This window comes from Glutamicibacter sp. AOP38-B1-38, from assembly GCF_052377485.1.
In the GTDB taxonomy this organism is placed as follows: Bacteria; Actinomycetota; Actinomycetes; order Actinomycetales; family Micrococcaceae; genus Glutamicibacter.
On record NZ_JBQSWU010000014.1, the window covers coordinates 56702 to 69191 of the forward strand.

General features: G+C 65.4%; 13 protein-coding genes. 5 read left to right on the plus strand and 8 right to left on the minus strand.

The window, feature by feature from the left end; translation table 11 throughout:
* Positions 1-9: 9 nt before the first annotated feature.
* Entirely contained in the window at positions 10-501 is a 492-nt protein-coding gene (locus ACT3TP_RS10025) for an Lrp/AsnC family transcriptional regulator (RefSeq protein ID WP_444616214.1), read from the minus strand.
* Between the two features lie 68 nt (positions 502-569).
* Here ACT3TP_RS10025 and ACT3TP_RS10030 point away from each other — a divergent pair, with 68 nt between their 5' ends.
* Together ACT3TP_RS10030 and ACT3TP_RS10035 are read left to right on the plus strand one after the other, a co-directional pair.
* The gene (locus ACT3TP_RS10030; protein ID WP_444616212.1) at positions 570-1208 is read left to right on the plus strand and encodes a LysE family translocator; all 639 of its coding nucleotides are present in this window, start codon (positions 570-572) and stop codon (positions 1206-1208) included.
* A gap of 66 nt (positions 1209-1274) precedes the next feature.
* Positions 1275-2207: a 2-dehydropantoate 2-reductase gene (locus ACT3TP_RS10035; RefSeq protein ID WP_444620508.1), complete on the plus strand. Its 933-nt coding sequence runs from the start codon at positions 1275-1277 to the stop codon at positions 2205-2207.
* Between the two features lie 71 nt (positions 2208-2278).
* Here ACT3TP_RS10035 and ACT3TP_RS10040 read toward each other — a convergent pair whose 3' ends face one another.
* From ACT3TP_RS10040 to ACT3TP_RS10055, 4 genes are read right to left on the minus strand one after another with little or no spacing between them, the layout of a single operon-like run.
* On the minus strand, positions 2279-3118 hold the full coding sequence (locus ACT3TP_RS10040) for a class II fructose-bisphosphate aldolase (RefSeq protein ID WP_444620509.1): 840 nt from the start codon (positions 3116-3118) through the stop codon (positions 2279-2281).
* A 3-nt stretch (positions 3119-3121) separates the two neighbouring features.
* Positions 3122-4504 carry a GntP family transporter gene (locus tag ACT3TP_RS10045; protein ID WP_096288360.1) on the minus strand — a complete coding sequence of 461 codons (1383 nt, stop codon included), beginning with the start codon at positions 4502-4504 and terminating at the stop codon, positions 3122-3124.
* Positions 4505-4559: 55 nt separating this feature from the next.
* Positions 4560-5453 carry an NAD(P)-dependent oxidoreductase gene (locus ACT3TP_RS10050; RefSeq protein WP_444620510.1) on the minus strand — a complete coding sequence of 298 codons (894 nt, stop codon included), beginning with the start codon at positions 5451-5453 and terminating at the stop codon, positions 4560-4562.
* A gap of 27 nt (positions 5454-5480) precedes the next feature.
* Entirely contained in the window at positions 5481-6929 is a 1449-nt protein-coding gene (locus ACT3TP_RS10055; protein ID WP_444620511.1) for a four-carbon acid sugar kinase family protein, read from the minus strand.
* 168 nt (positions 6930-7097) lie between these two features.
* Between ACT3TP_RS10055 and ACT3TP_RS10060 the strand changes: the two genes are divergently transcribed.
* On the plus strand, positions 7098-7814 hold the full coding sequence (locus ACT3TP_RS10060; RefSeq protein ID WP_444620512.1) for a FadR/GntR family transcriptional regulator: 717 nt from the start codon (positions 7098-7100) through the stop codon (positions 7812-7814).
* 124 nt (positions 7815-7938) lie between these two features.
* Here the strand turns inward: ACT3TP_RS10060 and arfB are convergent, their stop codons facing one another.
* Positions 7939-8361 (minus strand): alternative ribosome rescue aminoacyl-tRNA hydrolase ArfB, encoded by a 423-nt coding sequence (gene arfB / locus ACT3TP_RS10065; protein ID WP_444620513.1) that lies wholly within the window; start codon positions 8359-8361, stop codon positions 7939-7941.
* Positions 8362-8478: 117 nt separating this feature from the next.
* Here arfB and ACT3TP_RS10070 point away from each other — a divergent pair, with 117 nt between their 5' ends.
* Positions 8479-8934: a DUF6069 family protein gene (locus ACT3TP_RS10070; protein WP_444620514.1), complete on the plus strand. Its 456-nt coding sequence runs from the start codon at positions 8479-8481 to the stop codon at positions 8932-8934.
* A 69-nt stretch (positions 8935-9003) separates the two neighbouring features.
* Positions 9004-9297, plus strand: coding sequence for an antibiotic biosynthesis monooxygenase family protein (locus ACT3TP_RS10075; RefSeq protein WP_096288373.1), 294 nt, complete (start codon positions 9004-9006; stop codon positions 9295-9297).
* Positions 9298-9357: 60 nt separating this feature from the next.
* On the opposite strand, the gene ACT3TP_RS10080 is transcribed toward ACT3TP_RS10075, so the two are convergent.
* A complete protein-coding gene (locus tag ACT3TP_RS10080) occupies positions 9358-10923 on the minus strand; it encodes a molybdopterin-dependent oxidoreductase (RefSeq protein ID WP_444620515.1) in 1566 nt (521 codons plus the stop codon).
* 115 nt (positions 10924-11038) lie between these two features.
* A complete protein-coding gene (locus ACT3TP_RS10085) occupies positions 11039-12427 on the minus strand; it encodes a cryptochrome/photolyase family protein (RefSeq protein WP_444620516.1) in 1389 nt (462 codons plus the stop codon).
* Between the last annotated feature and the right edge of the window lie 63 nt (positions 12428-12490).

Genomic DNA, 12490 nt, shown 5'->3' on the forward strand with positions numbered 1-12490 from the left:
GCGCAACCGCTACCGGTGGCGCAGCGAAGCCACCCAGGGTTCGCCGAAGATCAGCTGGGTGCGGCAGTGCGCGACCTGGGGCAGGGCGAGCAGCTTGTCGATGATCAGCGTCTGCAGCTCGGTGCTGTTGGCCACCGCAACATGGACCAGATAGTCCTCGCTGCCGCTGACGTTGTACAGGGCCAGGGTTTCGGGCAGGGCGAGGGCCTTCTGCACGAAGTCGTTCGCGGTGTCGCGGGCATGCGGGCGGATCTGGATACCCAAAAAAGCCTGCTCGCCCTTGCCTAGCAGGCTCGGCAGCACATGGGCGCGGGTGGCCACGATGGTGCCATTGCGGCGCATCCGCCTGATCCGCTCCAGGCAGGTGCTGGGTGCCACCCCGACCTTGGCCGCGATCTCCTTGTTCGGCAAGGTCGCATCCACCTGCAGTAATTCCAGGATTGCCCAATCCACCGAATCCAGTTCGGGAGATTTGACAGAATTCATCTCTGAGTCGCTCATGATCAGATTCTAGCGAATCAAGACCTTAGGCTGAACCCGGAACCACAGCGGCGGACCGGAGGAATGGCATGGGAATTGAATCATGGGCGGCTTTCGCCCTCGCGCTATTGGTGGCCTTGGCGGTGCCCGGCCCCGATCTGGCTCTGGTGGCGCAGTCCGCTACCCGGTCGGTACGGCAAGGAGCCTCCACAGCCGCGGGAGTGGTCACCGGGCTGATGCTGCATGCGCTGCTCGCCGTGGCAGGGGTGACCGCGCTGCTGGTCTCGGCACCGAGGGCCATGACCGTGGCGCAGCTCCTGGGTGCCATGGTGCTGCTGTGGATGGGGATCGGCATGCTGCGCGCAGGATTGCCCCGGGTGGACGGCGCAGTGCCAGTGCACGCCCCGCAGGCCCGGGGCGGCTACGCCCGCGGGCTGCTCACCAATGCGACCAACCCCAAGGCGCTGCTGTTCTTCGCGGCCATTCTTCCCCAGTTCATCGGGCAAGCCGAAGGCGCCGGGTTTAGGACCGCATTGCTTTGCGCGACGGTGGTCCTCGGGGCCGGGCTGTGGTGGGCCGGGGCCATCACGGTCATCCGGTGCTGCGGAGTGCATCGCTCGCCATCCGCTGGCCGCATCGTGACCTTGGCCGGCGGAGTATCCTTGGTGGCAATTGCCGCCGGACTCTTGGCTGCAACGGCGCTGGGGCTGGTTCATGGATCTGCCTGAGAAGCCCTCGATCCCAAAGAATCGTCACAGGGCGCCAATCCGGGGCCCGCTGGAAAGGAAGAGCAGATGGCCCGCATTCTGATTGCCGGCGCCGGTGCCACCGGCGGCGCACTGGGAGCCCGCCTGCTGGCGGCCGGAAGGGACGTCACCTTCTTGGTGCGCGAACGCCGCCAAGCCCAACTTGCCGATCATGGACTGCGCTTCAGCGCTCCGGACGCCCAGGGCACCTGGCCGGTGCGGGCCGTGACCGCATTGGCCAGCGAAGCGCCCTTCGATCTGGTGATCGTGGCGGTCAAGGCTCCGGCCGTGGCCGGGCTGATCCCGGAACTCTCCGCTGCGCTGGGAAAGAGCACGCAGATCCTGCCGCTGCTCAACGGCTTGGGCCATATCGATGCCCTGGAAAAATCCTTCGACGGGCAGGTGCTCGGCGGCCTCGTGAAGATCGTGGCCACGCTGGACGAGCACGCGGTGGTCAGGCAGCTGACCGGCCTGTGCCAGCTGGGCCTCGGCGGCCTGCACGGGCAGTCGATTCCCGAGCCGGTGCTTTCCGCCCTGGACGTGGAAGGCATAGAGCTCCAAGTGCTGGACAACGCCATGGCCCGGCTCTGGGAGAAATGGTCCTTCATCGCCGCGGCCGGGGTCATCACCTGCCTGTTCCGCGGGAATATCGGCGATATCCTGGCCGCCGGGGGAGAGACGAAGATCCTGGAAGCCATCGGGGAAAGCGAGCGGATCGCCTCCGCGGCCGGCTATCCGGTCAGCGACGCGGGGCATGAGCAGTCCCTCGGGCTGCTCACCGAGCCGGGCAGCGCATTCACCTCCTCGCTCTATCGCGACCTGGGCCACGGGGTCCCGCTCGAGGCCGAGCACATCCTCGGGGATCTGGCCGCCCGCGCGCAGCGGCTGGGCGTCGCCGCACCATTGCTGGATGCCGCGCTGCTCCAGCTGCGCACGCACAGCCAGGCGCTTGACCGTGCCGGAACTGCCGCCACCGGGTAAGCAGCGGATAAGCCAAGGGCCGCGGCGCAGGAACCGGAAAGTCCCTGCGCCGCGGCCCCGAAGGCAGCAGGCTAGCTGGCCACCAGCGCGGCGAACGTTGACGCTGCGACCTCGGACACCGCGCGCTCCCAGTCACCGAGCAAGCCCAGGACGTTCTGCCCGTCGGCGCGGCGGGGTTCCAGCTGCTCCGCCAGCATGGTGAGCGTCGAGGTGCGCAGCTCGGTATTCAGATTGACCTTGCCCACCCCAAAGGCGATGGACCGCGAGAGGTCCTCCGCGGCGATTCCCGACGCACCGTGCAGGACCAGCGGAACCGTGGATTCGGCATGGATGGCCTTCAGCACGTCCCAGTGGATCTTCGGCTCGCCCTTGTAGCGGCCGTGCACATTGCCGATGGCTACCGCCAGCAGGTCCGCGCCGCTGGCTTCCAGGAACTGAGCTACCTGCTCTGGATCGGTCAGCTGCGAGGCGCTCTGCTCGAAGGCCTTGTCCTCGTTGCCGGGCAGCGCGCCGAGTTCTGCTTCCAGCACGATGCCCGGGCCGATCAGCGAGCGCACCTGCTGCACGAAGGCGATATTCTCCTCCAGCGTGCCGGCCGAACCGTCGGCGAGCACCGCGGTGGCGCCGGCGCGCACCGCGCGGGCAATCAGCTGCGCGTCGTTGGCGTGATCCAGCTGCACCGCCACCGGCACCGCGGCCTGTTCGCCCAGGGTGCGCAGCGCGCAGATCAGGCGCAGCCCGGAGGTGCTGGACGCGGTTTTCGGCGCGACATTCAGGATGACCGCGCGCTGCTGCGTTTCGGCTTCGGCCACCACGGCCAGTGCGGTGGTGAAGTCGTAGCAGGTGAAAGCCGGGACGGCGTGGCCTGCGGCCATGGCCTCGGCGACCAGCTGGTTCATGGGGATGAGCATGGATTAGACTCCTGCGGCGGTGACGATGGCGTAGACAAGGGAGGTGAGCGCGAATCCGGCGACACCCAGCACGGTGGTCAGCACGGTCCAGGTGCGCAGCCCGTCGGCGACGGACAGGCCCAGGAAGCGGGTGACGATCCAGAAGCCCGAGTCGTTCACGTGGCTCAGCCCGAAGGCGCCGAAGCCGACGGCCGCCAGGATCAGCGCGGTCTGCACCGCGGAGAAGCCGCCCGCCTCGACGGCGGTGGCCAGCAGGCCGGTGGTGGTGATGATCGCGACCGTGGCCGAACCCTGCGAGGCACGCAGGATGGCCGCCAGTACGAAGGCCATGACGATGATCGGCAGGCCCGCGGAGGACAGTGATTCGGCCAGCACGGTGCCGATGCCCGACTCGGTGAGCACCTTGCCGAACACGCCGCCGGCGCCGGTCACCAGGATCACGATGGCGGCCGGGGCCAGCGCCGAGTCCATGACCTTTCCGGTTTGCTCGCTGGACCAGCCGCTGCGTATTCCGAGCAGGTAGTAGGCAACCAGCACGGTGGTCAGCAGCGCAATGGCCGGGGATCCGACGAAGCCGAGGACATTTGCCGCGGTGGATTCAGCGGTGACCAGCGTGCCGCCCACGGTGCCGAGCATGATCATCACGATGGGCAGGAGAATCATGGAGATGACCATGGACGAGGTCGGGGCCTTGGTTTTGGTCAGGGTGTCGCCCGCATCGGTGCTCTTGCCGAAGGAGGCGAACTGTTCCGCGGTTTCCGGGAGCATGGGAATCTCGCGGCGGTTGATGCGCTTGGCCACGAAGTAGCTCAGCACGCCCAGCGGGGCGCAGAAGGCCAGGCCCAGGATGGTGGCCCAACCGACGTCGGCGCCGAGGATTTCGGCGCCTCCCACGACACCCGGGTGCGGCGGGACCACCACGTGGATGGCCAGCATGATCGCGCCGACCGGCAACCCGATCTTCACCGGGGAAACATTCAGCGCCTTGGCGAAGCCGTAGATGATCGGCACCAGCACGATGAATCCGACGTCGAAGAAGACCGGGATGGCCAGCAGGAACGCCGCGGTGGTCAGTGCGGCGATGACGCGGCGCGGGCCGAAGAGCTTGGTGAACCGGGAGGACAGGACCTGGGCTCCGCCGGAGATCTCGATGACCTTGCCGAGCATCGCGCCGAGGCCCACCAGCACCGCCACGCTGCCCAGGGTGCCGCCCATGCCCTCGGTGATCAGCCCGGCCACATCCTGCAGCGGGATCCCCGCGGCCAGGGCCACCAGGATGCTGACCAGCAGCAGGGCGATGAATGCTGGCATCTTGAATTTGATGACACCGACCAGCAGCAGGGCAACGCCGGCTACCGCGATCAGTAAGAGCAGAAGTGGGCTCATGAAAATTTCGTTTCCTTTGACGGGAATGCTCAGGGGCAGCTGCGTGCAGCCGACTTTACTTGGTGGACTTCGGGGCGAGGACCTTGATCACGGCCGAATCATCTGCGGCCGCCAGCTCGTGGGCCTCGCCCAGCAGGTAGAGCTGTTCGGCAGCCGAAGCCACCGGAGTGGGCAGGTGCAGCGCGCGGGCCGCGGAAGTCACGATGCCCATGTCCTTCACGAAGATATCCAGCCGGGAAAGCACCTCGGCGCCCTGATCGGCGTAGGCCTGGAGCATGCGCGGGCCGCGGTTGCCGAGCATGAAGGAGTTCGCCGCTCCGGCCTGCAATGCCTGCAGGGTGGTTTCCTGGTCCAGGCCCAGCTTCTCGGCCAGTGCCAGCGCTTCGGCGGCGGCGGCGATGTGCACGCCGCAGAGCAGCTGGTTCACGGTTTTCAGTGCCTGGCCGTCGCCGGGCTTGTCGCCCACGATGCTCAGGGTCGAGGCCAGCAGCTCGAGCACCGGGCGGACCTTGGTTAGCTCCGCCGGCTTAGCGCCGACCACGATCAGCAGATCTCCTTCGCCGGCGCGCACCGGGCCGCCGGAGAGCGGCGCATCCACCAGGCCGACGCCCAGCTCGTCCAGGCGGGCCGCGGTGGCGGGGACCGCATCCAGCCCGACGGTGGAGGTCAGGATGACCACCGCTCCGGGCTTCAGCGACTGGGCCACGCCCGTTTCGCCGAACAGCACGGAGTCCAGCTGCTCGCCGTTGCGCACGGCCAGCAGCAGCGCGTCGGCGCCGGAGACCGTCTCGCGGGCGTTTTCGAAGGTGCTGATTCCGGCCTTGCGGGCCAGTTCCATGCGCTCGGCCGAGATGTCGAAGCCGTGCACGGTCAGTTCGGTGGCCAGACGGGTGGCCATCGGAAGGCCCATGGCGCCTAGGCCGAGGACTGCAACAGTGGTGGTGCTCATTGGTGTCTCCAAATCTTGGGGGTGGTGCTAGAAGGTGATGCTCAGGGTGCGGGTGACCTTGGTCAGCGAGCTGTCATCTCCGACATTTCCGGCGAAGACGATGTAGGGGATGCCAGCTGCCGGGCCGTCCACCGATTCCCAGAGCGAGACGATGCCCGGCAGCATCGGCCCGCGCACGATCGCGTGGCGGATCTCCAGGCCGTGGGCGGCCACATCCGAGGAGGTGATCCCGCCCTTGGCGATGACGAACCGCGGGGGCGTGCTGTGCAGGATCCGGTTGACCACGCTGACCACCGCGGCGCTCACGGTGCGCGCGATCTCCAGGGATTCGGCCGCGTCGGCGGTCTTCACCAGCGTCCGGGAGGTATGCACGATGACGTCCTGGGTAGCCAGGGCGGTGCCGATCTCGGCGGCCTTGGCCGCGAGGTAGCTTTCGCTCTGCTCCGAGAGGATGGTGGGCACCTCCAGTTCGATCACGGCGGCGTTCGCATGCTGTGCGGTCAGATCCGCCAGCTGGCGGGTGGTCACGCCCACGTGGGAGCCGACGACGATCAGCCCGCCCGCGGTGCGCATCCCGGCGTCATTCCCGGCAAAGATCTCTTCGGCGGTCAGCGGCTGGCGCACGTCCTGGCCGATGCGGGCGCGGACGAAGGGCGGGCCAACGCGGTAGAGCACCCGGGTGCCGGCCGCCTCGGCCAGTTCCAGGCCTGCGGCCAGCGCGCGCAGGTCATTTTCGGTGACGATATCGGCGGTGGCCACCTGCGCGTTTTTCGTCTGTGCCAGCTTGTCCGCGATGCCCTGGGCGCCGGAGCGGATGGTGTCCAGATCCAAGACCAGGACCTCCTCGGCCGCCACGCGGCCGCCGGTCTTTTCGGCCACGTAGTCGGGCAGGTAGCTGGTGCTGAAGCCGAAGGTGGCATCCTTGGCGAATTCGGTGGCGCTGACTTTCGCCAGCTCTCCATCGCCGGTGCGCATATAGTGCTCGCCGCCTACGGTGAGCCGTCCGGCGTCGCCGAAGGCCGGGACCATCAGCACCGCGTCCACCGCGTTCTGGGCATCGATGCCCCGGAGCGTGGCGGTGATGGTGTCGGTTTCCAGCGGGAAGTGGCCGCGCAGGGTTGAATCACTGCGGCTGACAAAGGCCAGGATGATACCCGCCTCCGCCGCGGCCTGCGAGGCGGCAGCCACGATCTGCTCATTGCGTTCGGCGGCATCCGCCGCGTCGAGGGAACGGGTATTGGTCAGCACATAGACGGCCAGCGCGCGCCCGCCGTCCAGCTGCAGGCCGAAGGCCCAACGGAAGTCCGCGACGTCCCAGCTGGTGAGCACCGGCAGGTTGCTGACCGATTGGGTGCCCGTCGGGTCATCGTCGAGCACCACTAGGACGCGGCCGGTGGCGCGTGCCGCGGCGGCGATCTCAGCAGGTTCGATTTCGCGTTCCGGGAGGTATCCGGCGAGCAATTCGGACTCGAGCATGAACAAGGACTCCTTCGTCTTTGGGCGACCGACTGACTTCATTGGTAAGATGTCAGACATCTGTCATGAGGAATAGTGTTCCACGGAATTCCGCACACCGCAACAGCCGCGGGCACATAGACTGGACAGGTCTGCAAAGGGGCATCGGGCCTCAAGGATGGAGGAACCGTGTCTCGAAAGTCACTGGTCACGCAGGTCGCGGATGGCGTGCTGGATCGGATCATCGGCGGCGAATTAGCCGTTGACGAGCTCATTCCCGGCGAACTGGAGCTCTGCGCGGCGCTCGACGTCAGCCGCATGACCGTGCGCGAAGCGATCAAGATCCTCGCGGCGCAGAACATTATCCGGGTTGAGCGTGGCCGCGGCACCTATGTGAATCCCGTGGGCATGTGGAGCTCGCTGGAAGCGGTGCTCCGGGCAACCACCGAGGGCGTCGGGGCCGCCGCGGCCGCCGTGCAGCTCATTGAACTGCGCCGAATGCTGGAGACCGGAGCCTGCGAGCTGGCGGCCGGCAAGATCAGCGACGCTCAGCTGGCCCGGCTCGATGAACTGGTTGCCGAGATGAAAGCCGCCCACCAGGAAGGCGGCCTGGACCGATTCGTGGAAGCGGACCTCGAATTCCATGACCAGATCCTGCGCGCCTCGGGCAACGTCTTCGTCGCGGCCCTTTTCGAGCCGCTGGGCCGGGTGCTGGCCTCCCGTCGGCGGGAAACCAGCGCCTTTCCGCAGATCCAGGCCCATGCCATCGCGGAACACGAAAAGATCCGCAAGGCGCTGGGGCAGCGCGACAGTGCCCGCGCCCGCGAAGCCATGGATGGCCATATGCGCCAGACCCTCGAAGATCTCAATACCTTCGTACTCCAGCAGCAGGCAGGGAGGGACTAGCCCCGGGCCCAAAGCACTCCGACGGGCGAAACCGTTAATGCCGCAGGTATTCGATACTCTGCTGCGGGGGAGAGTCAACGCGCGTTTTTTGCCGATGAATCAATCCACGATTCTCGTAAGAGACCTACTCGGCGGAGGGTTTTTTGCGTTGCTGCTTGGTTTCCGAGCGGCGCGACTTCGTGGCCAGGCGGCGGCGCTGCGATCCCTTGGTCGGCTTCGTTGCGCGTCGTCGGGGGCCGTCGGGAGCCAGCGCCGTGCCGACCAGATCGGTGATTTTCTGCATGGCGATCTCGCGGTTGCGCAGCTGGGAGCGCTGCTCGGAGGCGCTGACGGTGAGGACCCCCGCGATGAGCCGAGAATCCAGACGGTCCAGCAAACGTTCACGCTGGTAGTCGCTGAGCACCCGTGAACCAGCTACGGACCAGGACAGTTCGACGCGGCTATCGGAGGTATTGACATGTTGCCCGCCGGGACCGGAGGAACGCGAGAAGCGCCAGCTGAGCTCCGACTCCGGAATGCTCAGTGCGCGCGTGATCTCTATATCCATAGATCAAGCTTCCCATGGGAAGCGAAAGCAGAATCTCTTGGGTTCAAGGCATCCAAACGGGCGTACATTTAAATTGGAGGGTTATCCGTTTTCGATTGGTCGAGGAGATGTTCAGCCATGAGTGCTGAAATGAAGTACAAGATGCCTTTCAACTACGTTCAAGTTGTCATCGCCGGATTTAGTGCGGTGGTCACGAGCGTTTTTGTGTTCTTCATCAGCGGGGTTGCCGCCGGATCGATGCGTTTCACCGGAGGCATTTTCCCGAACGTTGATTTCTTCGGTATTGTCCGCTTCATCGCGCTGCCATTTCTTATTCTGGGATTCCTGACCTTCCTGATTGGGCGTGCCCGTCCGGGGTTCTGCAAGTTCGCCCAATGGGCCGGCGCCGCGGTGATGGTGGTTTTCATCATCAACCCGATCCTGTTCGCGGCGGATCTGGCCAGCGGTATCGGGCTTTCGCTGATTCTGCTGGTCGTTGCTGCCTCGTGGTACATGGCGGTGGACAATTCAAACAAGCTGGTCAGAAAGTCCAAGCTTGAGCGGCTGCAGGCGAAACAGCTTCGCGTGGCCTGACGGGACGGATGTAGGCTGAGATATGAATCATCGGTAGCCCGGCGTCAGTTGGGCAATGAAGGGAAATTCATGTCGATCGTCGTCATCAATGCGTTGAAGGTACCAAGCGAAGCCGGTCCGGAGCTGGAGAAGCGTTTCGCCGCTCGCAAGCACTCGGTGGATGGCTCGCCGGGTTTCGAGGGATTCAAACTTCTGCGCCCGGTGTCCGGCGAGGACCGCTACTTCGTGTTCACCCAGTGGGCTACGCGCGAAGATTTTGAGAACTGGCGCGAGACGCGTGCGGATGCCGCGCACTCCGGTTCGGAGAAGAAGCCTGTCGCATCCGGCGCGGATCTGATGGAATTCGAGATCGTCGAGCTCTGACGCCCAGCGACAACTGCCGGAGGCCTAGCGCCGTCAATGATGGGTCGATTCACGCAGGGTCTATGAGTCGGTGACGGAGAACTGCACGCGTTGCCAGCCGCTGGCCCCATTTGGCACCGGATCCGCGCGCTCGCTGGTCTGCATTTCTCCGGCGGCATCGTAGGCGCGCACGGTGACCGAGTGGTTGCCCGGGGTTCCGCCCTTCCAGACATAACGCCATTGGCGCCAGGTATCCAGCGTGGCTTCTACGGCAAGTTCGGCTTCCTGCCAGGGCTCGTCGTCGATCTTGACCTCGACCTTCGAGATGCCGGTTGTCTGCGCCCACGCGGTGCCTCCCATCACGACCTCTCCGGGCGGGAGCTGAGTGAAGGAGCGCGGCACGTCCACGCGGGAAGACATCTTGATTGGTCCGCGATCCGACCAGCCGCGGGTGGTCCAGTAGGCTTCCTTGTCGGCAAAACGGGTGACCTCCAGATCCACTACCCACTTGGTCGCCGAGACGTAGCCGTAGAGGCCGGGGACAACCATGCGCACCGGGAAGCCATGCTCCAGCGGCAAGGGCTCATCGTTCATGCCGACGGCCAACAGGGCCATGCGGTCATCGGTGAGCACCTCAATTGGCGTCGAAGCGCTGAAGCCATCGCTGGATGTCGACAGCACCATATCCGCGCCGGCTTGCGGAACCGCACGTTCAAGTAGATTGCGCAGCGGGTAGCCCAGCCATTTGGCATTGCCCACGAGATCTCCGCCGACCGGGTTCGAGACGCAGGTCAGCGTGAGGTAGCTTTCCACCAGATCCTGGCCCAAGAGCTCGTCAAAGCTCATGGTGAATTCGTTCTCGACCATGCCGTGCACACGCAGCGACCACTCGGCGGGGTCGAGCCGCGGGACCGACAGCGCGGTGTCGATGCGGTAGAAATCCTCGTTGGGCGTGACGAACTTCGGCATTCCTGCAAGGTCGACCTGCGCTCCAGCCGGAACCTTGCCGGCTTTCACCTTGGCCGCCGGCAAACCGAGCGCCAGGCGGGCCGCCTCGGCGGCATTTCGCGTTGCGGAAATCGAGGCGCCGACACCCGCGACAACCAGCGCCCCCAGCAAGGAGAGCGAGGAAGCCAGCAGGAACTTCCGCCGGGAGGGGCCGGGGCTGGTTTCCTCCTCGGACGCCGGGGCGTAGCTCGTGGTGGCCAGCCCGGTCAGCCATTTCAGCGTTCCCAGGCCCAGCAGCGTACCGACCACCACCGGGACCAGATCCATGGGGCCGGTCGCCGAACGCGTGATGACGGCAATGCCGATCACCGCAGCAAGGACGAGAATGGCCGCCGCCGCGGCGGCAAAGCTTCGCCGAGCGAGCAGTCCCACCAGCGCCGCGAGTATCGTGGCGACAATTCCGATGGAGATGAACAGGGCGAGCTTGTCGTTGGTCCCGAAGGTCGCAATGGCGAAATCCTTCAGCCACGGCGGGGTGAAGTCGATGAAGGTCGAGCCTAGCGCTACTCCCGGCGCAGAGGAGGTGGCGAAAAATACCGACACCAATTGGGCGACCGCAAAAAGCACCGCTGCGGATACCAAACCCGCAAATCCATAGGCGAAAAGCCCGGACCTTTTCTGTCCTCTTGAATCGTCCATCTCAGACCACCTCAAACGTTGTCATGCCCATGCCCCCCACTAGGGTAGGGGGCCGCCTACTGGGTATTCGGAACTGTAGCGCATATGGATTGGCGGATGCGGAAGTTTTTGGAAATTAATTGCCCTGCCGCAATTTCATCTCGCTGTAGGCTTCCAGCGCTTGTTCGCGTGATTCCTTGAGATCGACCAGTGGTTCCGCAGCCAGCGGCGCGTACCGGGCCACATAGGATCCGCGCGGATCAAATTTCTTGGCCTGCAGTTCGGGATTGAAGACCCGGAAGTACGGGCTGGCATCGGCTCCGCTGCCGGCGACCCACTGCCAATTTGCGCTATTGCAGGCCACATCCGCGTCGACGAGCGTATCCCAGAACCACTGCTCGCCGACTTTCCAATGGACCGCCAAGTTTTTGACCAGCAGGCTGGCGGTGACCATCCGAACGCGATTGTGCATCCAGCCGGTGCGCCAGAGCTGCGCCATCCCGGCATCCACGAGCCCGAAGCCGGTTTGGCCGCGCTGCCAGCGGGCAACTTTTTCTGCCACCTCGTCGCCGTCTGCGGGCCAGGCCCAAGCGAAATCGTCGAATTCGGACCGCAGGTTTTCGGTGGGAAGCTGCGGGTGGTGGTAGTTGAGATGCCAGCAGAAGTCCCGCCAGGCCACTTGGCGGCGCATGGCAGCCGCTCCCTGAGCGGCACCGGGGGAGTGCACGGCATATTTGCTGAGCTCATCCCAAACCTGGTGGGCGCTGAGATGGCCCCAGCGCAGCGCCGGGGAAAGGGCGGAAGTACCATCGAGGTCCGGGCGGTCGTGATGCTCGGCGTAGTCCTGCGCTATCGAGGAGAGGGTCTCGGCCAAGCGTTCCTGGGCCGCTGGCTCCCCTGGGGTCCAGGTCGCAGCAAGCCCCTCCGACCAATCCGGGGTTGTCGGCAGCAGTTTCCAATCATCGAGCGATTCGCTGGGCGGCAGCGGAAAGCCCTGGCGCTGCTGCGGCGCCGGCGCGGGCAACGGCGGGCGTAGTTCCTGCGCGCGCAGCGAATTGTAGAAGGGCGTGAAGACCTTGTAGCCGGTCCCGTTCTGGGTCAGCAGTTCCCATGGTTCATGCAGCAGTGCGGCGGAGTAGCTGTGCGCGGCGATCCCGTCGCCGCGCAACTGGAGCTTGAGTTCCGCGTCCACCGCGCGTTCGGCTTCGCCGTAGCGCCTGTTCCAGTGCACCTCGTCTAGGTTGCCGTCCTGGCTCAGCTCGGCGAGGATCCTGGCCGCGGGGCCGCGGCGCAAGATCAGCGGGATGCCGAGGTCATCCAGTGATTCGCGCAGGCTGAGCAGTGCCTGATGCAGCCACCAGCGCGCGGCGCCGCCGAGCGGACGGATGCCGGGGGATTGCTCATCGAGGATGTAGAGGGCAACAGTGTCTCCTGCGTCCCGCGCCGCGTGAAGCGCCGGATGGTCCACGGTGCGTAAATCATCGCGGAACAAGACCAGTTGAAGTGCCTGTTGCGGTTGGCTCATGGATTCTTCCTCATGAACAAAGCTTAGTGTATATCTAGCTAGGCTAACTAAATAACGCCGATG